The sequence below is a fragment of the Gaetbulibacter saemankumensis DSM 17032 genome (assembly GCF_000425645.1).
Taxonomy (GTDB): domain Bacteria; phylum Bacteroidota; class Bacteroidia; order Flavobacteriales; family Flavobacteriaceae; genus Gaetbulibacter; species Gaetbulibacter saemankumensis.
This window is the reverse complement of the sequence record NZ_KE384430.1, coordinates 206,186-231,426: the sequence shown is the minus strand read 5'-3', so window position 1 is coordinate 231,426 and position 25,241 is coordinate 206,186. Positions and strand designations below refer to the sequence as shown.

The window sequence follows — 25,241 nt, the reverse complement described above, 5'->3', positions numbered from 1 at the left end:
GTGGCTTTTATCTACTAAAAATATTTAAAGAAATCTTAAAATCTTATTCTTCTTCGTCTTCCTCTGGAATAATATTTATTGCAGGTTCTCTTAATACTTGCTTGTTTGCGATACTACGCTCTAAAGAGAGTAAAAGCGACGGAAGAAGTAATAAGTTAGATAACATAGCAAAAAGTAAGGTAACTGATACTAAAGCTCCTAAAGCGACTGTTCCTCCAAAGCTTGAAATAGTAAATACCGAAAAGCCAAAGAACAAAACAATAGAAGTATAGAACATACTTACCCCAGTTTCTTTAAGAGCTCCATAAACTGAAGGTTTAATTTTCCAGTGATTGGCTTGTAATTCTTGACGGTATTTAGCCAGGAAATGAATGGTATCGTCGACCGAAATTCCAAAGGCAATACTAAACACTAAAATCGTTGATGGTTTGATTGGAATTCCTAAATAGCCCATTAATCCAGCCGTAATTAATAATGGAATTAAATTGGGAATTAACGAAATAACAATCATCCTTAATGATCTAAACATGTAGGCCATGAATAGTGCGATTAGGAAGATGGCTAAAGACAAAGAAATAATTAAATTTTTAACTAAATAGGTTGTTCCTTTTTGAAATACCATGGCTTTACCTGTCATAGTTACTTTGTAGCGATCTTCTGGAAATAACTTATTAATTTTTGTTTGGAGGTTTTCTTCAATGCGTTCCATTTTATCAGTACCTATATCTTTCATAAAGGTAGTAATACGAGCATATTGTCCAGTGCTATCTACAAAATTCTGAAGTAAATAAGAATCTGAAGACATGTTTTTGGCATAAGATAAAATGAAACTACTTTCTTGAGAAGTCGGTAACTGGTAAAATTTAGTATTTCCGTTATAATAGGCTTGTTTAGAATATTTTACCAGATCTACAACCGAAAGAGGTTTAGATAGTTCAGGAATGTCATTAATGGCCTCCTGTAACTCATCCATTCGCTTTAATGTTGAACTTTTCATAACACCTTTTTTTCGTTTGGTGTCGATCATAATTTCAAGAGGCATAATACCGTTAAATTCTTTCTCAAAAAATCGTATATCTCGAAAGAATTCGGTGTTTTGGGGCATGTCTTCAATTAAACTTCCCGATATTTTTATCTGGTAAATACCTATAATACTAGCTATTAATAGTATTAATGAAACCGAATAAATAGCAATGTGTTGATGCTTAACCATGCGTTCCATCCAATTTACAAAACCACCTATCCATCGTTTATTTAAATGCTTTAAGTGACGATTTTTAGGGTAGGGAAGAAAGGTGTAAACAATAGGGATGATAAGTAAGCAAAGTATAAAAATCGCCAAAATACTTAAAGAAGCTACAATACCAAATTCTTTTAATAAGGTGCTCTCGGTAAGAATGAATGTGGCAAAACCAGATGCCGTGGTTACATTGGTCATTAAAGTGGCGTTACCAATTTTAGTAATAACACGCTGTAACGATTTTACTTTATTCCCATGAAGTTTTACTTCATGCTGGTATTTATTGATTAAGAATATACAATTTGGAATTCCAATAACAATAATTAGAGGAGGGATCAAGGCAGTTAAAACCGTAATTTCGTAGTTTAATAAACCAATAATTCCTAAGGTCCACATCACACCGATACAAACGACAATCAGAGATATAAAGGTTGCTCTAAACGATCTGAAAAAGAAAAAGAAAATGATGGAAGTTACCAATAGGGCCGCAGCAACAAATAAACCAATTTCATCAACAATATTTTGTGAGTTTAAAGTTCGAATGTAAGGCATTCCAGAAATACGAACATCTAATTGCTGTGCCTCTTCAAATGCTTTAATCTCGGGAATTAGGTTTGCTTCAATGAAATCTTTCCTTTCAGCAGTATTTACAATATCTTTTTTAAGATAAATGGCGGTTCGAATAGTTTTCGATGTTTTGTTAAACAAAACATTATCATAAAAAGGATATTTGTTAAAAAGTTCATCTTCCAGAATATCAATTTGATTTTGAGATACAATTGAATCCTTAATAAAAGACTCCAACTTAAACTTTGTATGTTCGTTATCTTTTACAAGTTTTTTTAGGTCTTTTATTGAAACTACCGTTTCTACGGCATCATACTTTTTAAAGCTATCTGAAAGATTATTCCAGGCATTTAATTTCGAGACGGTTAATAACGAACTATCTTTAACACCAAGAACAATTAAGTTGCCTTCTTCTCCGAAAGTGTCTAAGAAATTATTGTAAATAATATTTACTTCGTGATCGTCCGGTAGTAGGTTGGCTTCGGTATAGGTGAAGCGCATGTTTTCCCATTTTGTGCTGAAAAATAGGGTGATTAAAATAATACTTAAAAGTATGATTATTTTATTACGTAATATTAATCGAGCTACGACATCCCAGAAGTGCTTGGTAAGAAGTTTAAACATGCCTAAAATAAAAGTTGCGCAAAGGTAGAAAAAAGCTAAATATTACCTCATAAAGTCAAGTTAAATGTAAATTTTAAAGCCAGATTATCTTCAAATTCAGGTAAATGGTAAGCTCCATACCTATAGGTGAAACTTAATCCAAATCCGAACAGTATTTTATTAATCTCAAAACCTGATTCTGTATAGCCTTTATTTAATGATTTGAAAGAAACATTTTGATGCCTTTCAATGTTTCTTATATCACCCAAACCATAACGAGTAATAAGTACTAATTGGGGTTGAAAACGCTGCGAAATATGAAACGGCTTAATAAACTGTTTAAATTGAATAGTTGTAAATCTATCGGAAAAGAATTCATTAAAATACATGGTTTCAAAACTGTTATTTCCAGCTACAGAAAACCGTTGTAAAATGGTTTCTTTAGTAATGTTATTAGGGTACGCATGGTATAAATGTGTTAGTGGTATGTCGCCATTGGCAATACCAGCAACAAGACTTATTTGTGAAAGATAATCATCTTTATTACCTATTTGGTAAACCGCCCTAAAATCGAATTTTGAAAAGTTAAAATCGCTCTGCAAGACATCTTTGAAACTTTTGGTAAATTGAAAAGTGAATTTCGGATAGCCCGCCGTAGTTTCAATCATTTTTGTTCCATCGGTTTCAAATGCGCTAAACGGACTCCATTGAATAGCTGCTTTTGCTGAACTAACATGGAAAGTATCATATAAAGTACCATTAAGGTTATAATTGTAGTTGTATGTTGGATTTATATAACTTGACGAAAAGTCGATTTCTCCAACTAGGCTTGGGGTAAAAGTATGTTCTAGACCAATTGATTTCGTAATGTGATGATGAAATAAATCGATGTTAAATAGTCGCGGTTCAAAAAATTGAAAAAAACGTTTGTCTGTTAAAAATTTGGTACTTCCTGTTTCCTGTAAGTCGTCTGTATAAGATAGGTTTAACCAAGTATTCGTAGTTTCAAATAATCTCGCACCTGCACCTACACTATATTTAAACTTGTCGTCACGAAATCCATAAACGGTATATGCGTTAAATCGGAATTTCTCTGAAAAATTTTCATTTGTTGTGCCACCAAGTCCTGTTCTCACACCTTCGTATTGGTTATATTTAAACAAATATCTAAGGTCGAAATTGAAATATTTAGTAGGAAAGTAACCGTTGCCTAAGCTTTTCAGAAATTTATTTTCATGATTAATAGAATCTTGAGCCGGCTCATTTTTGTCGCTAGCTGTTTGCGACTGCATTATGGCAGAGGAACAAATAAATAAAACGAGAAAACGTTTTTTAAGCATGTACAAAGTTAAAACTATAGAATTAAAAAAAAGCGACAATTAAAATGTCGCTTTTAAATTTGTTATTACACAGTCATGATTTCTTTTTCCTTGACTTCGAAAAGATCGTCAATCTTCTTAACGTATCGGTCTGTTAATTGTTGTACATCGATTTCAGCATTCTTTTTTAAATCTTCAGAAATGTCATCCGATTTTTTAAGATCATTGTTGGCATCCTTTCTTGCGCCACGAACACTAATTTTAGCTTCTTCCGCTTCAGCTTTAGCTTGTTTACTAAGTTGGCGTCTGCGCTCTTCTGTTAATGGTGGTACGTTGATGATAATGGTTTCTCCATTGTTCATTGGGTTAAAACCTAGATTGGCAATCTGAATACCACGTTCAATTTCCTGAAGCATGCTTTTCTCCCAAGGTTGAACCGTAATAGTACGACCGTCGGGTGTGTTTACGTTTGCTACCTGACTGAGTGGTGTCTGTGATCCGTAATAATCAACCATAACACTACCTAGCATAGCAGGACTTGCTTTTCCTGCCCTAATATTTACGAATTGCTTTTCTAAATGCTTTATGGCATTGTCCATAGATTCTTTTGTTGAATCTAATATAAATTGAATTTCTTCGTTCATTGTTTTTAGCTTTTAGTAAATCGATGTTTCAAAAATCAGATCAAATTTATAAGTTTACTTCCGTGCCAACGTTTTCACCTGAAACCACTTTTAATAAGTTGCCTTTTTTATTCATATCGAATACAATAATAGGTAATTGATTTTCCTGACTTAAGGTAAACGCGGTGGTGTCCATAACTTTTAAACCTTTTCTCAAAACATCATCGAAAGAGATGAAATTAAATTTGGTTGCCGTTGTGTCTTTTTCCGGATCGGCGTTGTAAATACCATCAACCCGTGTTCCTTTTAATATAACATCGGCTTCTATTTCTATAGCACGTAAAACGGCTGCAGAATCTGTTGTAAAATAAGGATTTCCAGTGCCACCACCAAAAATAACAACGCGCCCTTTTTCTAAATGGCGCATGGCTTTTCTTCTAATAAATGGCTCGGCTACTTCATTAATTTTAATAGCGGTTTGTAATCTGGTAGGGATGTCGGCATCTTCTAAAGCACTTTGTAAAGCCAAACCGTTTATAACGGTTGCTAACATACCCATATGGTCTCCCTGAACTCGGTCCATGCCATTACTAGCTCCAGCAACACCTCTAAAGATATTACCACCACCAATAACGATGGCTACTTCGACACCTTTATCAGTAATAGTTTTAATGTCTTGGGCGTATTCTGCCAAGCGTTCTGGGTCGATGCCATATTGGCGAGTTCCCATTAAGGCTTCACCAGATAGTTTAAGGAGTATGCGTTTATATTTCATTTGTAATTTTAAGTTTCTTTTCTTGAGCAATTTATGATTGGCGTGCTTTTCTTTGGCATGCCGAGTTGTGGCTATTATATTGTTGCTTATAAAAGTTTAGCAAATATAATGAATATCTTAAATTGCTAAAGTGAATTTTTTACATAAAAAAAGCCATTATACTTATGTAGTATAATGGCTTTTTGATTTATCGATTATAGGATGAATTAACCTACAGTAGCTCTTTTGAAACCAGTGATTTCAACTTCTCCGTAAGAAGAAACATATTCAGCAACTGTTTTCTTTTCATCTTTAATGAATTTTTGGTCTAATAAGCATTGCTCTTGGTCTAACGTAGTGTTATCAGAAATAAAACGCTCCATTTTACCTGGTAAAATTCTGTCCCAGATTTGTTCTGGTTTGCCTTCTGCAGCTAATTCAGCTTTTGCCGCCTCTTCAGCTTCAGCTAAAACTTCAGGAGTTAATTGAGACATAGAGATGTATTTAGGAACGTTTTTAAGTGTTTTACCTAAACGACCTAATTCGATATTCTCTTTTTCAATAACTGCGATTCTGGCTTCAGTTTCAGAAGCAACGTAAGCAGGATCGAAATCTTTATAAGATAATGAAGTAGCTCCCATAGAAGCAACTTGCATAGCTACATCTTTAACTAAAGTTTCAGCGTTATCTACTTTTGAAGATAATCCTACTAAAGCAGCAATTTTGTTAATGTGAACATAAGATCCTACGAAAGGAGCTTCTAATTTTTCAAAAGAAGTAATGTCTAATTTTTCGCCAATAACACCAGTTTGCTCAACTAATTTTTCAGCAACGGTAATTCCACCGAAATCGGCAGCTAAAAATTCTTCTTTTGTATTGTAGTTTAAAGCAGTTTCTGCTAATTCGTTAGCTAATTTAACGAAGTTTTCGTTTTTACCTACGAAGTCTGTTTCACAACCTAAAACGATTGCAACACCAGATGTTTGGTCTGCATTAACTTTAGCGATAGCAGCTCCTTCAGAAGAGTCTCTATCGGCTCTTTTTTCTGCTACTTTTTGACCTTTTTTACGTAAAACCTCAATTGCTTTATCAAAATCACCACCAGCTTCAACTAAAGCTTTTTTACAATCCATCATTCCTGCACCAGTAGCTTGTCTTAATTTGTTAACCTCTGCTGCTGTAACTTTTACTGTAGATTCCATATGTTTTTTAATTTAAAAAAGTCGTTTAAAATTTCTACAAAGAAAATAATTAAACGACTTATTTGTATTGTGTAATTGTTAATTATTCTTCCTCTTGGCTTGCAGTTACTTTAGCTGCTGCTTTTTTAGCTTTAGCAGCTTCTTTAACTGTTGCTTCGTTTTCTTTTTCAGCTTTTCTTTCTGCTAATCCAGAAGCTATTGAAGCTGTAACCTCAGATAAGATTTTGTCGATTGATTTAGAAGCGTCATCATTTGCAGGGATTACATAGTCAACTTGACGTGGGTCAGAGTTAGTATCAACCATTGCAAAAATAGGAATGTTTAATTTTTGAGCTTCTTTAATCGCGATGTGCTCACGCTTAATATCAACTACAAATAAAGCACCTGGTAAACGCGTCATGTCGCTAATAGAACCTAAGTTTTTTTCTAACTTAGCTCTTAAACGATCTACTTGTAAACGTTCTTTTTTAGATAATGTGTTGAAAGTACCATCTTTCTTCATTCTATCGATTGAAGCCATTTTTTTAACAGCTTTTCTAATAGTAACAAAGTTAGTTAACATACCACCTGGCCATCTTTCAGTGATGTAAGGCATGTTGATAGCACCTGCTTTTTCAGCAACGATATCTTTAGCTTGCTTTTTTGTTGCAACAAATAAAATTTTACGACCTGATGCTGCAATTTTAGCTAATGCTGCTCCAGCTTCGTCAATTTTAGCTGCGGTTTTATATAGGTTTATAATATGGATACCATTACGCTCCATATAAACATAAGGAGCCATGTTTGGATCCCACTTACGAGTAAGGTGTCCGAAATGTACACCTGCTTCAAGTAATTCTTTTACTTCTACTGCCATTTTTTAATAGTTTACGTTCTGTTGAATTAGCAATGATCAAGTGGTCTTTTTAAAAATCGCCTTAACCATTTAGATGCTAAACTAAATCCTGTCTTTTGGACTAGGACAACAATAACTAGTTTTAATTTTTTTAATTTGCTATTAACGTTTAGAGAACTGGAATTTCTTACGAGCTTTCTTCTGTCCGAATTTCTTACGCTCTACCATTCTTGGATCTCTAGTTAATAAGCCTTCTGGTTTAAGTATTAATCTGTTTTCAGCATCAACCTCACACATAGCGCGAGAAATTGCTAAACGTACAGCTTCTGCTTGTCCAGTAATACCACCTCCATATACATTTACTGTAATATCAAAGTTGCTTTCATTGTTAGTCAAAGCTAAAGGCTGCTTTACTTTATATTGTAAAGGCGCTGTAGTAAAATAATTAGCTAAGTCTTTTTTGTTGATTGTAATGTTACCACTTCCTGAGGCAACATAAGCACGAGCAACAGCCGTCTTTCTACGGCCGATTTTGTGAATTACTTCCATTACTTGAATTCGTTTAAGTTAATTGTTTCTGGTTTTTGTGCAGCATGTGCATGTTCTGAACCAACAACAACAGTTAAATTGCGGAATAAATCGGCACCTAATTTGTTTTTAGGTAACATTCCTTTTACTGATTTCTCTACTAATCTAGCTGGATCTTTTCCAAACATTTCAGTAGCAGTTAAACTTCTTTGACCACCTGGGTAACCTGTGTGACGAATGTAAGTTTTGTCGTTCCACTTGTTTCCTGATAAGTTGATTTTCTCAGCGTTGATAACAATTACGTTATCGCCACAATCAACGTGTGGTGTGAAGCTAGGCTTGTGTTTTCCTCTTAATAGTTTTGCAACTTTAGAAGCTAAACGGCCCAAAGTTTGACCCTCAGCGTCAACTAAAACCCACTGTTTATCTACAGTAGCTTTGTTAGCTGAAATGGTTTTGTAGCTTAATGTGTCCACGTTATTAATTATTTTTTATTAAACATTCCTCTCTTTAAAAGAGTTTGCAAATGTACGATATTCTTGTTGATAACCAAAACCTCTTGTAGAATTTTTATTTGTTTTGGTTTTGAGTGATTTACAGGTGGTTGCGCTTGGAAATTTATTTAAAATGTTAAGGGATAAAAAATGGGATATTTCCAAATAAAAAAATGGAGGTCAAATGTAATAAATGACACTCCATTTTTTAATATGGTTTATGGCGATGCTAATTAAAATTCAAATTTCGCCATGGTTTGAATTCTATTAGCGGCACCGTATGCATCGTTCGATGTTCTTTGAGCGCCCCAAATATACTCGGCACCAATAGAGAATCTTTCATCGAATTTATATATTAAATTCAAATGCCCAATGCCTCCTCGCTTTAGAGCAAATGGTGCTCTTGATGCCGGAGCGCCAAGCCATCCGTATGCATAGTTAATGTTAGATTCAATTTTTGGTGCCCACCTATGCATAAAGCCAAACATTATGGCTTTTGATAACATGGGGTCTAGTTTCCCTTGGGTATTTAATACGGCATTAGCTTTACTACCTGCAAAGGCTATGATGTTTTCGCCAGAGGCATTACCATAGCTAAAGTTATAGGTGAAGTAATTATTTTCTCCTATGTATTGTCTACCCGCAATTATAAAATCCCATTGCAAGGTATCGTCTGATGGCCCTGTAGCTCCACCATCCCAACGTAATTGAGCTATGCTTGAACCTAAAAATAAAACTCCGGTTTTCCATCTGTAGTCCATTCTTAAGGCTAATAACGGAAGTTTTATCGAAGCTTGACCATCAAAGTTATTTGGGTTTTCAATACCTAAGAATCCCTGATATTCTAAACCAGCAATAAATTTAATTTTTTCACTTAGTTGCTTTTGGTATCTCAATTGAACAGATCGTCCTCCAAATAAGGCGTCACCAGCCGCAAAATCAATCATGAAGGCCATGGACTCCAGAAACGAAAGCGTCGTCCATGTTTGACCTATAATAAAATCGCCTGCTGCTATATAGGCATGTCTTACTCTAAAATGGTTTTCATCGTTAAAGAAGTCGCCCTCAAAAAATAATTGTATTGGAATTTTGTTTGTTTCAAAACGCCGAACATCTATATTAAAACGGGTTTCGTTTACTAAAAAATAGGTGTAACCTTCGTTGTTGAACTCAGGCTCCCCTTCTACAGGAATACCAGACAGTAAAAACTGCTTTTTGTCATTGGTTCCATCGAAATCATATAAATAATCGGCTTTTAAATAGCCTCCAATTTTCATTCTTAAATCGGTTCCAAATAAGGGCCATGAGCCTGGGAATTTTGAACTGACAAGATGCTCTTTTGCTGTTTTTAATATATTTTCTTTAATATCGTCAGCAGGCGAGGATAGCTGGTTTGGAACAGAGTCTTTAACCTGTGCGTAAGTGCCTAAAGAAAATAACAAACTCAATAGTAGGGAAAAAACATTGTAATTTTTCAATTTACTTAAGTATTAGTTGTTAATATCTTATAAGAGCCTTCTTTTAATTTTGAGAAATTTCCAAGAAGGTGACTTACATATAATTTTGTTCTAAAAAGTTATAAAAGAGTTACTTTTCTAATAATTTAAAAATATAATATCCTATATTTTAAAGACTATAAATAGTTTATATTAAAAAAATAACTCCTGTGTATAGTTACATGTTCTAATTCAAATTAACTGTTATTTCGGAAAAATGAAGGATATTTGTGCTCTTATACCAAATTTAGCTCTACTACTACTAGGAGCGATTACATTGAATTTTGGACCAACTAAAAATTGAAGTTTTTGCTTTCCTAAACTTGTAACACCACTTACACTTGGTATTATCCATAGGGTTGAAGTATTTCCTTCCCAGTTTTGTGTGTATTCAATTGTGGCTCCGGCTCCAGCACCAGTTTTCCAGTTGTATACTATAAAAGGTTGTAAAAATAACTGATTAATATCAGGACGTTCGTCATTTCCTGCATAGCTCCAGATTTGATTTACTAAAGCACCAATGGTTAATCCGCCAGTTTGCTTTAATGCTACTATAGACGGTCCGGCAGCAAATTGTTTAGTAGTTAAGAATTCGTTAGTGCCAGTAGGAAAAAATAAAGCAGGACCTACCCCCCAGATTAAACCTCCCGGTTTTGGTGTTGGACTTACAAACGCTGATATTAGAATATCAGATAAGCCGCTTTCAGAGTTTCCGACTCCCGAAATGTTGTATTGAGAAATTATAGGAGCAACAAGACGCGTTATAAGAGTTAAATCCTGAGATAAGGAAATAGGTACAACTGGCTGAAAATTGACGGTATATTTTGCCCCGTTTAAATCACCTATTCCAAAATCTGCATTTTGTTGAAAAGGTGAACTTATTAATGAGGCTACTGGGTTAGCTAATTTTTTAGCTAGTTCTTCTGCTGATGCTTCACTGGATTGATCCTGAGCTTGGGCGAATAGGCTAAAAAAAATAGAGCAAATAATGAAACTAATACGTAATTGATTTTTCATAATGTTAAAATTTAAATGGTTATTTCTGTTTGTTTCTTTTTTCTGTTATTAAATAAAGGATTGGTAAAAAACATTATTCCAATTTCTATCCCAGCCGCATAGGAATTGTTAAAGGCGCTGGAATAGGTTAGTGATACCACACATTTAGGACTTTCCCAACGAACGCCTCCGCGATAACTAAAAGGCGCATTTGCTTGTCCTGCAGTTCCGAATACTTCGCCTACAATGGCAGACTGCGGTATGATTTTATAAAAGGCTACCCTTGAACTATACGTAAATCCCCAGGCTGTATTTCCTGTTTGTTTATGGTCTAAATTAACCGTGGCTCCAGGTAATATGTCAAGTAAAATGTTATCATTAGCAAAGGCATAAGTAGCTGATGCCATGACCCACCAAGATTGAAAGCGACTTGTTACTTCGCCTTGATCCAGGTGCTGGGGGAATAATCCAACACCTCCAAATGCGGCATAACCCGCTGTTTCTGTTTCATTTTGATAGAGTCTTCTTTTTACATAAAATGAAGGATTCAAATATGAGTCTGTATTGGTTCTTGGATTATCGTAATAATAGACAAACTGAGAATTAAATTCCCAATTTGGTAAAAAAGCTATGATGCCATACAACTGTGCATATTCTTGACCGGCCGTTGCAACAAAAGTTGCTACACCATGAGGTGCGACCCATTGATTGTCCCCTACGAATTGTTGGGCTAAAACGTTGCTTGTTATAGCTGGGATTATAACAAGGTGCCAGAGGGAAATACATTTATTCAATAGATTGTTGCTCATAATTAATATTTGCGGTTAAAATAAAGTTAAGAAAAAACTTCTTAACTTTATTTAAGTGTGTGACTTACTTATAACTAGTTCTGTAGCTCTTTTAGGTTGTCAAATATGGTGTAAAAGAACCCAATTGATTTCCCAAATTCATCAACAAGGATACGCTCATTCACACCATGGAAGCCTTTAAACTCTTCAGTGTTTTCTAATTGAATAGCGGTGATGGTATACACATCAGGAGCAAAATCGCGTGCTTGGAAATGTTTCGAATCGGAACCTCCAATTACAAAGAAAGGCGATACAATTAAATCATTGCCATAGATTTGACGGATGGTTTTTTCAAGCATTTTATAAGCAGGATTACCTACCTCTGCTATATTGGTAGCTGGTGTAGAAGCAGAAATGTCTCTAATTTGAATGCGATCATCTTGAATAGCATTTTTCACGTGCTGGATAATTACCTCAGGGGTGTCACCCGGCATAGGTCTGAAATTTACAACAGCTGTTGCTGAGGGCGGTAAGACATTGTCTTTAATGCCGGCGTTGAACATAGTCACAGCAATCGTGGTGTGTAACATGGCTCTGGTAACTTCATTTTTAGTCATGGCCTCAATGAATTTTTTTTCCATGTCGGTCAGTTCATCATCCTTACCAAAGGCAACCGCCGCATAAAGTGGTTGCATCGTTTCATCTAGTTCAGGTCCCATATAGCGATATTGTGAACGAACAGCAGGATGTATTTTGTATGGAAAAGGAGCCGCTTCTAATTTGGTAATAGCTTCTGCTAAAATACCAATGTTAGACTCTTCTGGTGGCATCGATGAATGTCCTCCAATACCATGTATAGCCAATTCTAAACTAATAAATCCTTTTTGAGCAATACCTATTAAAGCCGTATTGTCTTTAATGCCAGGGAAGATACCTGGAGTTAATGGGGCCGACTCATCCATTACATAGGCAAATCGTTTAATACCGCGTTCTTCTAAAACATCAGCAATTTTTTTGGCACCTTCTGCACCTCCTACTTCTTCGTCCTGTCCAAATACGAAATAAATAGTACGTGCTGGTTGCCAGCCTTCTTTAATTTTCATTTCGGCAGCTTCCAGAATGGCATGAATTTGATTTTTATCGTCTAAAACACCACGTCCCCAGATGTAACCATCTTTTACAGTGCCAGCAAAAGGTTCTACTTTCCATTGATCTCTAGATTCTTCTGGAACAGGAACAACATCTTGATGCGCGTAAAATAATGCTGGCTCTAAACTAGGGTCTTTCCCTTCCCAAGTATAAAGTAAACTATAAGGTCTGGGGTCTCCATGTAATTCTTTTTTTAGCGTTTTATGAACCAACGGATATGATTGCTCTAAAAATTTGTGATACCCCTCGAAAGCTTTTGTGTCGAAATCGCTTCTGTCCTGATTGGAAATGGTAGGAAAAGTTACAGCTTTGGATAGTCGTTTAACTGCAGCATCTAAATCAACATCAACAGTTATTTGTTCTATGCCTGTCATCTGCATAGAGGTGAAGTTTTCCAGATTAACAGGTGCTGCAGGTTTTTCCTCTGGTGTACTTTGACTAGCTTTTTGATTACAACTGAAAAATAAGGCTAAAGAACAAATTCCAGTGTAATAGATGACTCTAAATGATGATTTCATGTTATTGTTATATTAGATTAATATATATATTGTTAAAGCACATTGATAATTTGTGCCTTGGTTTATGATAACTGTAGTATTTTATGGATATAGCTTTTAAGCTAGAGCACCTGGAGGACTGGTATTAAATATTTTGTAATTTTTAGGGATAATAATGTTTCGGCTATACTCTAAAAAATAAAAATTTTCAGGTATAGCTAATTGTGAATTAGGCTTGAAGTCCATAAGTGTAAATTAATTATTTTGAATTAGTCAATGAAAGTCTAGTTAATAAAAATAGTGAATTTTATGTTAAAATAAAATCGTTTACAATATTTAATCATTTCTTAATATTTGATTATTAGTGAGTTTTGTATTGATTGTAGTGTTTGTTTACAGTAAGAGAGAAGTTGCAGTTATTAAATCATTAAAGTTTTTTATGAATATTTAATTGCCATTTTTCTTTAAGCTTATTATGTCTAACGAGTGATGCATAAATAACGTCTGTTTAGTTAAATAAATAGTTACCAATTTAATTTTGGTTATTTTTGCATCGCTATGCAAGAATTAAAACTTTCAGATTGGTTGCCTACCACGAACAAAGAGGTGAAAATACGGGGATGGGAAGAACTCGATGTTATCCTGTTTAGTGGTGATGCTTACGTTGATCATCCATCGTTTGGCCCTGCGGTAATAGGTAGGATACTAGAGAGTTATGGTTTAAAAGTTGCTATAGTGCCACAGCCTAATGTGAACGATAATCTTCAGGACTTTGTAAAGCTAGGTAGACCCAAATTATTTTTTGGCGTCACAGGAGGTTGTATGGATCCGATGATTAGTAATTATAATGCTAATAAAAAACGTCGGGATAAAGATGCCTATACGCCAAATGGAGATATTGGTTTTCGACCAGACTATGCTACCACGGTATATTCTAATATTTTAAAGGAGAAGTGGCCGGATGTACCTGTTTTAATTGGCGGGATTGAAGCATCTTTGCGTCGCGTAACACATTACGATTATTGGAGTGATAAACTCATGCCTACCATATTAGAAACATCTAAAGCCGATATGTTGGTATATGGTATGGGAGAACAGCCTTTAAGAGAAATTGTTCGCTTACTGCAAAAAGGCGTGCCCTTTGATAGTTTAAAAACCATTAGCCAAACGGCTGTCCTTTTAAATGCAGATGAAAGCATTCCAAAAAATAGTAATTGGGAAGATGTTGAGATTGTCTCTCATGAAACCTGTTTGATGGATAAGAAAGCATACGCTTCGAATTTTAAAATTATTGAGCAGGAATCTAATAAATTGGCAGCGCGTCGTATTTTTCAGGAAGTAGGAGGTAGGACTCTGATGATTAATCCCCCATATCCTACTATGACCGAGGAAGAAATTGATGCGTCTTTCGATTTGCCTTATACGCGATTACCACACCCCAAGTATAATAAGCGTGGTCCGATACCGGCGTTTGAAATGATTAAGTTTTCCATAAATATCCATCGGGGATGTTTTGGGGGTTGTAGTTTCTGTACTATTTCGGCTCACCAAGGAAAGTTTATTGCATCACGAAGTCAGGAATCTATTTTAAAAGAAGTGGATACGGTAGCCAATATGCCTGATTTTAAAGGATATTTATCTGATATTGGCGGGCCAAGTGCCAATATGTATAAAATGAAGGGAAAAGTACAATCGATTTGCGATAAGTGCGTAGCGCCTTCATGCATTTCACCAGTTATTTGTAGTAATCTGGATACCTCTCATAAGCCATTAACCCAATTGTATCAGGCAGTAGATAGTCACCCAAAGGTGAAAAAATCATTTATAGGAAGTGGGATTAGACATGATATGTTGGTGCCGGAATTCAATAAAAATGCCGATGCCAAAGAGTTAGATGATTATACGGAGGAGGTGATGACCAAGCATATTTCGGGACGTTTAAAAGTGGCTCCTGAACATACCAGTGATCCAGTATTGAAATTGATGCGTAAACCGTCATTTAAATATTTTCATAAGTTTAAAGAACGTTTTGATAAGATAAATGTGAAGCATAAATTGAAATTACAACTGATACCTTATTTTATATCTAATCATCCGGCATGTGAAGCTGAAGATATGGCTAATCTGGCTGCCGAAACTAAAGATATGGGCTTTCAGTTGGAACAGGTGCAAGGGTTTACTCCAACGCCTATGACAGTTGCTACGGTAATTTATTATAGTGGATATCATCCCTATACTCTTAAGAAAGTAAGAACGCCAAAAACCCGAAAAGAAAAAGATGAGCAACATCGCTTTTTCTTTTGGTATAAAGATGAAAATAAAGCGTGGATTCGAAATACATTGAGTAAGCTAGGGCGTCAGGATTTATTAAAAGTATTATTACCCGAAAACGATAGCTGGAGAAAAAATAAACCAGGTAAGCCAAAACATACTTTTGATGATGCCGTACCATTTAATCAGCGGAAAAATAAAGCTAAATTTAGGTCTAATAAGAAAAGGAGCTAACAAAAAAGCGATTCAAATATTTGAATCGCTTTTTTGTTCTTAAATGTGAAGTGTATTTATTAATGTGCTTCTAACCAATTATTACCAGTGCCTAAATCGACAACTAAGGGAACGTCTAGTTTGTAAGCATTTTCCATTTCAGATTTTACTAAATTTTTAATGCTTTCTAATTCCGGTTTATATACATCGAATACCAATTCATCATGTACCTGTAGTAGCATCTTCGTTTTAAAATGACCCTTCTCTAGTTTTTCGAAAATATTAATCATGGCAATTTTAATAATGTCGGCAGCACTACCCTGAATAGGAGCGTTTACTGCATTACGTTCTGCGGCGCCTCTAACTACAGCATTACGGGAATTGATGTCTTTCAGATAGCGACGACGGCCTAAAACCGTCTGTACATACCCATGATCGCGTGCAAAATCTACCTGAGTGCTTATATATGCCTTTAATTTAGGATAGGTTTCGTAGTAGGTATCAATAAGTTCTTTAGCTTCACTGCGCGATAAATCGGTTTGATTGCTTAAGCCAAACGCAGAAACACCATAAATAATACCAAAGTTTACCGTTTTAGCATTACTACGTTGTTCGCGAGTAACTTCATTTAAAGGCACATTAAATACTTTTGAAGCGGTTGAAGCGTGAATGTCTTCTCCATTCTTGAAAGCTTCAATCATGGTTTCTTCTTTGCTTAATGCTGCTATAATACGAAGTTCAATCTGGCTGTAATCGGCCGCGAGCAATGTATAATCTTCATTGCGGGGAATAAATGCCTTGCGAACCTGGCGTCCGCGCTCGGTGCGAATAGGTATGTTTTGTAAGTTCGGGTTGTTACTACTTAAACGCCCAGTTGCAGCAACTGTTTGCATATAATCGGTATGTACGCGACCCGTAATTTTATCAACCTGATTAGGCAATGCATCAATATAGGTGCTTTTTAATTTCGATAATCCTCTAAAATCTAATATCTGTTGAATAATTTCATGGTCTTTCGCTAGGTAGCTTAATATATCTTCCGAGGTTGCATATTGACCTGTTTTAGTCTTCTTTGGTTTATCCACCAATTTCATTTTTTCAAACAGTATGATACCAAGTTGTTTTGGTGAAGCGATGTTGAATTCTTCACCCGCGGCTTCATAAATATGCTTTTCAAGCTGAGCTATGTCATTGTTAAGTTGTTCCGATAACGAATTTAGAAAGTCCTTATTAAGGTTGATGCCCTCAAGTTCCATGGCTGCTAATACACGAAGTAATGGAATTTCAATATCATCAAACAGGGTTTGGGTATTAGCTTCGCCTAGTTCTTTTTCGAAATGTTCTTTAAGCTGTAAGGTAATATCGGCATCTTCTACGGCATACTCCGTCTGTTTTTCTAGGGCGACTTCACGCATAGATAGTTGGTTTTTACCTTTTTTACCAATTAAATTTTCTATGGAGATGGGGCTGTAGTTTAGATACGTTTCGGCAAGCACATCCATATTATGACGCATATCTGGATTAATAAGGTAATGTGCTAACATGGTATCGAACAGTTTACCTTTTACCTGAATATTATATTTGGCTAAAACCTTGATGTCGTATTTTAAATTCTGACCTATTTTCTGTATGGTGTCACTCTCAAAAAACGGTCTTAACTGTTCGATGAGGTTCTGTGCTTCCTTTTGGTCTTGGGGAAATGGCAGATAAAACCCTTTACCAACTTCCCAGGAAAATGCAATGCCTACCAGTTCTGCCGAAAGCGGATTTAATCCCGTAGTCTCCGTATCGAAACATACACTATTCTGTTTCAAGAGGTTTTGAATGAATAATTTCGTAGCCATACCTGATGCCACACTTTGATAGAAGTGTGAAGTATTCTCGGCTGTTTTACGCCCAAAATTTATATGTGCTCCTGCATCATTAGAAGGGTCTGCTCCGAACAAAGAAAATTGTCCGGCACCTGCGGTTTGTGTATCAACCGGTTTTGCTTCAGTGATCGTTTTTTTAGCTTCTTCTTGAGTTGATTCTGGTGCTTTGGTATTTACGATAAAGGTTTTTTGGAAATTGCTTAGTAACTGGCGGAATTCTAAATCCATAAATATTTCGGTTACTTTTTCAATATCTGGTTCAGACATTTCAAAGTCATGCTCGTCAAATACAACAGGGACATCCAGCATAATAGTAGCCAGTTTTTTCGATAGCAAACCGAGTTCCTTATTGGCTTCCACTTTTTCTTTCATTTTGCCTTTAAGCTCGTGCGTGTTTTCCAGTAAGCCTTCCATACTACCGTATAAGCCAATAAATTTTTTGGCTGTTTTTTCACCAACACCAGGTAATCCAGGTATGTTATCACTGGAATCTCCCATCATACCTAAAAAGTCAATAACCTGCAATGGGTCTTCTACTTCAAACTTCTTCTTAACTTCGGGAATTCCCCAGGTTTCGTAACCGCCACCGAACGATTTTGGACGGTACATAAAAATATTTTCAGAAACCAATTGCGCAAAATCTTTATCAGGAGTTACCATAAAGGTTTGGTAGCCCTCTTTTTCAGCTTGTTTAGATAGGGTTCCAATAACATCATCTGCTTCATAACCTTCTTTAACCATGATTGGAATATGCATGGCTTTTAGAATGTCCTGTATATAAGGTATAGCTACTTTAATAGCTTCTGGCGTTTCATCTCTGTTGGCTTTGTAAGCTTCAAACATTTCAACGCGATCGGTGCTTCCGCCCTTATCAAAACAAACCGCCAGGTGATCCGGGCGTTCTCTTTTAATAACATCTAAAAGTGAATTCATAAAACCCATAATGGCAGAAGTGTCTATGCCTTTGGAGTTTATTCTTGGATTTTTAATAAAAGCATAGTAACCGCGAAAGATTAAGGCGTAAGCATCGACTAAAAAAAGACGTTTTTTATCGGACATTGTATTTGTTTTGGTAGAATTTCAAAACTACGAAAACTTGCGCTTATATATGCGTTTTAAAAGTGTTTCGCATTGTAATTTATGAACAAAAACAGATGTCTTAACATATAGTTAAATGTAAAACACAGGTTTATAACTGTTTTGGATTTAGTTATATTTGAAAAAAAAGTACTATGCTACGTTGGATTATTTTTATATGCCTTTACGGTATAATAGATTTTTATGCCTTTCAATCCTTTAAAACGGTTACGAAAAGTAATTGGGTTTATGGTGTATACTGGTTTCTTTCTGTATTGGTCATAGGGAATTTTATATATAATTATTATGGATTTAATAGGCGTGATGGATTTTCCCATGCCAATGCTTTTGCCTTTGGATTCTTTATTGCAATTTTAATTCCAAAAATGGTCCTGCTGATGGTTATGCTTAGTGAGGATTTATTTCGGTTGCCTCAAGCCATATTTAGATATTTTACAGAGGGGGATTCAGCCAAAGGGAATTATTTTGCTTCCAGACGTGCGTTTATAAGTAAGATTGCTTTGGGGATAGCGGCGATTCCGTTTGCTTCTATTATTTATGGGATTTATAAAGGGAAATATAATTATAAGGTCCTTAAATACACGCTTTCTTTTGATGATTTACCGGAAGCCTTCGATGGTTATAAAATTACCCAATTAAGTGATATTCATTCCGGAAGTTTTGATGATGTTGAAAAAGTAAAATACGCAATCGATTTAATAAATGAACAGGAAAGCGATGTTATTTTATTTACAGGTGATATGGTTAATAATAAGGCTGAAGAAATGAAGCCTTTCATGGATATTTTTAGTAAGCTTCATGCCAAAGATGGTAAGTACTCGGTTTTAGGGAATCATGATTATGGGGACTATCTGCATTGGGATTCTGAAGAAGATAAACGCCAGAATCTGGAAGATTTAAAATCAATTCAGAAAGCTATAGGATTCGATTTGATATTAAATGATAGTCGCTATTTAGAAAAAGATGGACAGCGTATAGCTTTAGTAGGTGTTGAAAATTGGGGAGCTGGTGGATTTAAAAAAGCAGGTGATTTAAAGAAAGCGATACAAAAAATTGAGGCGAATGATTTTAAGGTGTTAATGAGTCATGATCCGTCACATTGGGAAAAACAAGTGATAGACGATTCGTATCACTATCATCTTACTTTAAGTGGTCATACCCATGGGATGCAGTTTGGTATTGAAATTCCGGGCTGGTTTAAATGGAGTCCGGTTAAATGGCGCTATAAATATTGGGCAGGTATATATGAGGAAATGGGGCAGTACATTAACGTGAACCGCGGATTTGGATATCTGGCATTTCCGGGACGCGTAGGTATTTGGCCGGAAATAACTGTGATTGAATTAAAAAAGGGAGTTGCTAAAGCCTAATTAGGTCCTATTTGGTGATAAATTTCAATAATTTGCGTAAATTTATGTTAAGATCTTGAAAAATGTGTTGTAAACTATTGCAATTAATTGTAATATGTAAAAAATATGTAGGTTTGTATAAGGTGTTAGACTTTTAAATAACAGCGTATGTCAAAATTTGGAGAACTTATTGATGTAGAAATTCCTGTTTTATTGAATTTTTTCACAGAATGGAATGAGCAATCTACATCCATGCATGCGGTGCTTAGAGATGTGGCCGCAGCCCTTGGTGATAAGGCTAAAGTTATAAAAATTGATGTTGAAAAAAATGGTGAGTTAGCAGAAGCGCTGCGAGTAAAGTCATTGCCAACATTGATTGTTTACAAAGGAGGTGAAATGAAATGGCGACAAAGTGGTGAGCAGGATGCCAACACGCTTATTGGTATTGTTCAGCAGTATGCTTAAAGTCTAATGATTTAAAGCTGTAACCATTTTTTGAAAAGTACTCCAAAGTCTTTGGAAGAGCATATTGCATATTTTTTGAGGCTTTTATGCTGTCATGAAACACAACAATACTTCCGTTGGTAGTTTTAGAAATCACGTTCTCCAAACAGTCTTGTTGAGTTGTTTTATAATCCCAATCGAAAGATAAAACATCCCACATAATAATTTTATAATCTTTAGCTAATAGTAATTTGCCGAGTTTTGGTGTTATTTGACCATATGGCGGACGAAATAATTTTGCTTTTTGCTGTAAGGGGGTGTTATTAGAATGCTTATTTATGGCGCTAGCAGCCAAATCGACGTTTTGTAAATATGCTTCAGCTTTCGTTTTCCAGCCCTTTACATGGTTGTGGGTATGATTGCCAATAGCGTGTCCATAACGAATAATGTTTTGAAAAATATCGGGATGATTTTCAATATTCTTACCTATACAAAAGAAAGTAGCTTTTGCTTGGTATGTGTTTAATGTATCCAAAACCCAATTTGTTATTTCCGGTGTCGGACCATCATCAAAAGTAAGATAAATGAATTTCTCGTTAGTGGAGATGTCCCAAATAAAATTTGGGAACATCTTCTTAGCAACTAACGGTGTTTTTATCGGGGTTAAGGTCATGCCTTACTTTATTGTACTATCGTGTCCTAATTCTATAATAGAATCAAGATCGTCCTGTATTTCAATTTCTTCCTCAGGATCATCTCCGTAGAAATGCTTAAACATCATTAAGTGATTGTTAAAGATATCACCTTCGGTTTCAGCAAATTCTAGATCATATTTTACCAAAACATCTACTAGTGCTTTGTAGCGTTGGATGTCTGTGTAAATCTCTTCAAATAAACGTTCCTGATTGGCAATGGTTAAGCTGCTATACCAGATCAGGTTTTCCTGATATTTTACGGCCACATCTTTAAATAGCTGTCTTGCTTTTTCCTGATTGCCAATTTCATAGTAAGCACCAATGAAGGGCTCTAAAAGCGTGTAGTAACCAAAATAGTCAACAGGCATATTAGTCATAGCAATATCTGCTATCTCTTCGGCTTTATCTAGTTTGTCTTCGTTAATTAATTCCTGTACTAAACGAGCTAAATTACCTCTATAAGTAATGGCGTTTTTGCGGGTTTCAGGATCATGATAAATGTCAGGGCTTCCGCTGTTACCCCAATCCCATTTTTTAACTTTTTCATACATTAAATCGGAGTCTATGCGACCCATGTCGAAAGGGTTTGCACGATCGATAGGGGTTTTTATTGGAACTAATTTATAACATAAACCATCTAGCTGTAAGTAGTCTTTCATCCATAAATAATCATCGTCGCCAAAGCTTCCGCCTGTAAAATATATGGGGCGTTCCCAGTTGTTATTAGCAATCACATCTAACATTAATAGTCGGTTCTTGTAAAGGGCATTACCGCTAACTTTAATGTCGATATAAGGGACTATTTTATCAGCGTCTTTGGCTTTTACAATACCCGATTTTAAGGCATTCTCTTTGTTTACGGGTATGCGTAAATGGGGTGTAGGCATATAGCTAGCATTTAAATCTTGCCTTCTAACCTGAGATAAGTCGATGCCACGCTGTTGTAAAATGTATTTGTATTTTGTTTTGGCATTATCGCTAGCAACGAAATCTAAAAATTGTTTTATGTCTAATGTGTCTTTAATAACATCTTCAATAACAATATAATCGTTAGTTCCATATTTGTATAAATTGTGCGTTAATTGAGAAGGAATAGGTTTACTTTCGTAGGCCTGTCGCTTCATTTGATCGATATACCAGTCTGTTTGGAATAAACTGGTATTTACAATACGAACATCTGTACGGTAGCCTTCTATTTCCTGGGCGTACCAAAGCGCAAAGGTGTCGTTATCTCCAATAGTGAATAAAATGCCATTTTCTTCGCAAGAATCTAAATACATTTTAGCCATTGCTTCAGCGGTATATTTATCAGAACGGTCGTGGTCATCCCAGTTATTGGCAGCTAAAATACCCGGAACAAGAACAAGGCAAATAGCTGTGGTGATACCTGCAGTTAGGTTTTTCGCAGCAATGTAATTTTTAAGAGTATCGTAAATGGCATAGACCCCAAATCCAATCCATATTGCGAATACATAAAATGATCCTACCACCGAGTAATCACGCTCGCGAGGTTCGAATGGGCGAACGTTGGTGTAAACTTGAATTGCTACACCGGTAAACACGAAAAACACCAGCATAGTCCAGAAGATTTTTTTGTTAGTGTTAAATAAGAAGAAGAAGCCAACTAGCCCTAAAATTAGAGGCAACATGTAGTAGGTGTTTCTTCCTTTGTTATTTAATACATCACTTGGAAGGTTCTCCTGTGAATAACCCAATATTTTTGAATCGAGTGGTTTTATTCCAGTAATCCAGTTACCATGATTGTCCATACGACCTTGAATGTCGTCCTGACGCCCTGAAAAATTCCACATAAAATAACGCCAGTACATATAGCCTAGCTGGTATTGGAACATATATTTTACATTATCCCATAGGCTAGGTTTCTCTATGTCTATGTAATTTTTAAAACGTTTAAGGAAATTATTATAATCCTGGTAGTCTACATTTCCTTGATTAACATCATTTCTAAAATTCGCTACGGCAGAACGTAGTTCGTTTTCCATTTGATATTCAGGTTTTAATTTGAATTTTAAAAACCCGGAGAACATCATATAGTTTTCGGCGTGTTCGGCACTCCACATTCTTGGTAATAATGAAGCGTGCTTAGAATTGTAATTTTGTTTAGCACCTTTATAGTCGTTAACAACCACATATTTACCTTTTTCTTCATCCTTTTCGTATTTCGGTTTGTCGTCTACATAAGGATTGTTTTCATCTAAATAAGCATATTGATCGGTAAACTGTGGTCCGTAAAACAAATGTGTTTCAGGATACTGTTCTAAGTTGTAATAGGCTAAAAGTTCACGGGCGCTTGAAGGATTGTTTTCATTAACAACCGTATTGGCATTGGCACGGATTGGTAGCATTAACCAAGTGGAAAATCCGATAATAACAAAGGTTAAACATAATACTCCTGTGTTTAAATGCACATAACCTTTTTTTCTGGTGTATTTAAGCAAATAATAAATGCCTCCAATAAGTAGGATGCCTGCAATGATCGAACCTGAGTTAAATGGAAGCCCAATGGTATTGACAAAAAATATTTCGAAGGCACTAAATATTTTTAAGATATTAGGTGCTAAAAGTTTAAATATGAATAATAAAACCGCCACTGCAGCAACATTGGCGACAATAAAACCTTTAAGAGTAACAGTTTTGTAATTTTTAAAATAGTAAATAAGACCTATGGCTGGAATGGTTAATAATCCCATAAAATGCACCCCAAAAGAAAGTCCTATTATAAATGAAATTAAAATTAACCAACGATTGCCTCGAGGCTTGTTCATGTCGTGTTCCCAGCGTAATCCTAGCCAGAACATGGCAGACATGATTAAAGCAGCCATGGCGTATACTTCAGTTTCAACGGCATTAAACCAGAACGAATCTGTAAAAGTAAAAGCTAAACTACCGACTAAAGCACTGCCCAAAATAGCAATACCTTTATCTTTTGTTACGTCTTCTTTTTCAGAAATTAGTTTTTTTAAAAGTAAGGTAATAGACCAGAACATAAATAAGATGGTAAATGCACTAGCAATGGCACTCATCATGTTCATCATAAAGCCTATTTGGCCAGAATTAAGGGCAAACATAGAAAAGAAAGCCCCTATCATTTGAAACAGTGGTGCTCCTGGAGGATGGCCGACTTCTAATTTTGCAGAGGTTAAAATGTATTCTCCGGCATCCCAAAAGCTAACAGTAGGTTCTACAGTTAAACTGTATGTTATTAAGGCTATTAAAAAAGAAACCCACCCTAGAATGGTATTCCATTTTTTAAAGTTAAATGAGGTCATATGATTTTTTATTTGCTTTGGCGAATTTAGTAATAAATATGATATTCAATATATTTTTAAGTAAACGTTAAGTTTGGTGAAAATATTTTTTTAAAAAATACTTGCAGAAACAAAAGTTTGTTTTAAATTTGCACCCGCAATGAGGAATTGGCCTATGGTGTAACTGGCAACACGTCTGGTTTTGGTCCAGAAGAGTCTAGGTTCGAGCCCTAGTAGGCCAACAGTTGTTTTAAAAGTCTTAGCAATATTGTTAAGACTTTTTTTTGTTTTAAATCTTGTGAGATTATCTTTTTTATCTCAAAAGTAGAATGGTGTTTGAGTGTATGGGTTTCTAACATAGAATTTTAATCGTAATACTTTAAAAACCAATAAAAAGTTTTATATTTGCACCGTTGAAAGGAAAAATTAAGAACGAGGGGACGGAAAGTCCCCTCTTTTTATAATAAAAAATGTTTAAAGATACCGTTAAAGATTTATTAGACGCAGCCTTGGTTGAGAGACCGGATCTATTTTTAATAGAATTTACTGTGCAGCCAGATAATCACATAAAAGTGGTTGTTGATGGTGATAATGGTGTTTTGGTTGAGGATTGTATGTTTGTTAGTCGTGCTATCGAACATAATTTAGATCGTGAAGAGCAAGATTTTTCTTTAGAAGTCATGTCGGCGGGTGCCGCTGCTCCTTTAGTGAATAAGCGACAATATGCTAAAAATCTTAATAGAGATTTAAAAGTTAAAACAGCTACAGAGAAAATTGAAGGCACTTTAATGCTAGCAACCGAAACAAACATCACTTTAGAGTGGAAAGTTAGAGAGCCAAAACCTATAGGTAAAGGTAAAGTAACTGTAAAAAAGCAAGCAAATATTGCTTACGAAGATATTGTAGAAGCAAAAGTTATGATTAAATTTTAATTCAATAA

The 25,241-nt window shown here is 35.4% G+C and carries 19 protein-coding genes and 1 tRNA gene; 5 read left to right on the top strand and 15 right to left on the bottom strand.

Annotation, left to right across the window (positions count from 1 at the left end):
• Positions 1 to 43: 43 nt before the first annotated feature.
• The 12 genes from H611_RS0107700 to H611_RS0107640 form a co-directional block, all read right to left on the bottom strand.
• Positions 44 to 2,431, bottom strand: coding sequence for an efflux RND transporter permease subunit (locus H611_RS0107700; RefSeq protein WP_027137812.1), 2,388 nt, complete (start codon positions 2,429 to 2,431; stop codon positions 44 to 46).
• Between the two features lie 47 nt (positions 2,432 to 2,478).
• The gene (locus tag H611_RS0107695; RefSeq protein ID WP_035483659.1) at positions 2,479 to 3,750 is read right to left on the bottom strand and encodes a hypothetical protein; all 1,272 of its coding nucleotides are present in this window, start codon (positions 3,748 to 3,750) and stop codon (positions 2,479 to 2,481) included.
• Positions 3,751 to 3,815: 65 nt separating this feature from the next.
• The gene (gene frr / locus H611_RS0107690; RefSeq protein ID WP_027137810.1) at positions 3,816 to 4,373 is read right to left on the bottom strand and encodes a ribosome recycling factor; all 558 of its coding nucleotides are present in this window, start codon (positions 4,371 to 4,373) and stop codon (positions 3,816 to 3,818) included.
• Between the two features lie 46 nt (positions 4,374 to 4,419).
• Positions 4,420 to 5,127, bottom strand: coding sequence for a UMP kinase (pyrH, locus tag H611_RS0107685; protein WP_027137809.1), 708 nt, complete (start codon positions 5,125 to 5,127; stop codon positions 4,420 to 4,422).
• Positions 5,128 to 5,333: 206 nt separating this feature from the next.
• Complete coding sequence (gene tsf, locus H611_RS0107680; protein WP_027137808.1) at positions 5,334 to 6,308, bottom strand: translation elongation factor Ts; 975 nt, start codon at positions 6,306 to 6,308, stop codon at positions 5,334 to 5,336.
• Positions 6,309 to 6,390: 82 nt separating this feature from the next.
• Positions 6,391 to 7,164 carry a 30S ribosomal protein S2 gene (gene rpsB, locus H611_RS0107675; protein ID WP_027137807.1) on the bottom strand — a complete coding sequence of 258 codons (774 nt, stop codon included), beginning with the start codon at positions 7,162 to 7,164 and terminating at the stop codon, positions 6,391 to 6,393.
• Positions 7,165 to 7,305: 141 nt separating this feature from the next.
• Positions 7,306 to 7,692, bottom strand: a complete 387-nt coding sequence (rpsI, locus tag H611_RS0107670; protein ID WP_027137806.1) for a 30S ribosomal protein S9 — start codon at positions 7,690 to 7,692, stop codon at positions 7,306 to 7,308.
• Complete coding sequence (gene rplM / locus H611_RS0107665) at positions 7,692 to 8,147, bottom strand: 50S ribosomal protein L13 (RefSeq protein ID WP_027137805.1); 456 nt, start codon at positions 8,145 to 8,147, stop codon at positions 7,692 to 7,694. Before rplM ends, rpsI begins: the two co-directional genes overlap by 1 nt.
• A gap of 251 nt (positions 8,148 to 8,398) precedes the next feature.
• Positions 8,399 to 9,643 (bottom strand): DcaP family trimeric outer membrane transporter, encoded by a 1,245-nt coding sequence (locus H611_RS0107655; RefSeq protein ID WP_157515067.1) that lies wholly within the window; start codon positions 9,641 to 9,643, stop codon positions 8,399 to 8,401.
• A 222-nt stretch (positions 9,644 to 9,865) separates the two neighbouring features.
• Positions 9,866 to 10,678: a hypothetical protein gene (locus tag H611_RS0107650; RefSeq protein WP_051238760.1), complete on the bottom strand. Its 813-nt coding sequence runs from the start codon at positions 10,676 to 10,678 to the stop codon at positions 9,866 to 9,868.
• A gap of 11 nt (positions 10,679 to 10,689) precedes the next feature.
• On the bottom strand, positions 10,690 to 11,466 hold the full coding sequence (locus tag H611_RS0107645) for a hypothetical protein (RefSeq protein ID WP_027137802.1): 777 nt from the start codon (positions 11,464 to 11,466) through the stop codon (positions 10,690 to 10,692).
• A 74-nt stretch (positions 11,467 to 11,540) separates the two neighbouring features.
• Positions 11,541 to 13,112: a M20 family peptidase gene (locus H611_RS0107640; protein ID WP_027137801.1), complete on the bottom strand. Its 1,572-nt coding sequence runs from the start codon at positions 13,110 to 13,112 to the stop codon at positions 11,541 to 11,543.
• Positions 13,113 to 13,649: 537 nt separating this feature from the next.
• On the opposite strand from H611_RS0107640, the gene H611_RS0107630 reads away from it, so the two are divergent.
• Positions 13,650 to 15,596 (top strand): YgiQ family radical SAM protein, encoded by a 1,947-nt coding sequence (locus H611_RS0107630; protein WP_027137800.1) that lies wholly within the window; start codon positions 13,650 to 13,652, stop codon positions 15,594 to 15,596.
• A gap of 59 nt (positions 15,597 to 15,655) precedes the next feature.
• On the opposite strand, the gene polA is transcribed toward H611_RS0107630, so the two are convergent.
• Positions 15,656 to 18,505 carry a DNA polymerase I gene (polA, locus tag H611_RS0107625; RefSeq protein WP_027137799.1) on the bottom strand — a complete coding sequence of 950 codons (2,850 nt, stop codon included), beginning with the start codon at positions 18,503 to 18,505 and terminating at the stop codon, positions 15,656 to 15,658.
• A 173-nt stretch (positions 18,506 to 18,678) separates the two neighbouring features.
• Between polA and H611_RS0107620 the strand changes: the two genes are divergently transcribed.
• Positions 18,679 to 19,914 carry a metallophosphoesterase gene (locus H611_RS0107620; protein ID WP_027137798.1) on the top strand — a complete coding sequence of 412 codons (1,236 nt, stop codon included), beginning with the start codon at positions 18,679 to 18,681 and terminating at the stop codon, positions 19,912 to 19,914.
• 147 nt (positions 19,915 to 20,061) lie between these two features.
• Complete coding sequence (locus H611_RS0107615; protein ID WP_027137797.1) at positions 20,062 to 20,358, top strand: thioredoxin family protein; 297 nt, start codon at positions 20,062 to 20,064, stop codon at positions 20,356 to 20,358.
• Here the strand turns inward: H611_RS0107615 and H611_RS0107610 are convergent.
• Together H611_RS0107610 and H611_RS0107605 are read right to left on the bottom strand one after the other, a co-directional pair.
• A complete protein-coding gene (locus H611_RS0107610) occupies positions 20,330 to 21,010 on the bottom strand; it encodes a polysaccharide deacetylase family protein (protein ID WP_027137796.1) in 681 nt (226 codons plus the stop codon). The two genes, H611_RS0107615 and H611_RS0107610, sit on opposite strands and share 29 nt — an antisense overlap.
• A 3-nt stretch (positions 21,011 to 21,013) precedes the next feature.
• Complete coding sequence (locus H611_RS0107605) at positions 21,014 to 24,322, bottom strand: glycosyltransferase family 117 protein (RefSeq protein WP_027137795.1); 3,309 nt, start codon at positions 24,320 to 24,322, stop codon at positions 21,014 to 21,016.
• Between the two features lie 148 nt (positions 24,323 to 24,470).
• Between H611_RS0107605 and H611_RS0107600 the strand changes: the two genes are divergently transcribed.
• Positions 24,471 to 24,543 (top strand) — tRNA-Gln (locus tag H611_RS0107600).
• 228 nt (positions 24,544 to 24,771) lie between these two features.
• Entirely contained in the window at positions 24,772 to 25,233 is a 462-nt protein-coding gene (gene rimP, locus H611_RS0107595) for a ribosome assembly cofactor RimP (RefSeq protein ID WP_027137794.1), read from the top strand.
• Positions 25,234 to 25,241: the final 8 nt, after the last annotated feature.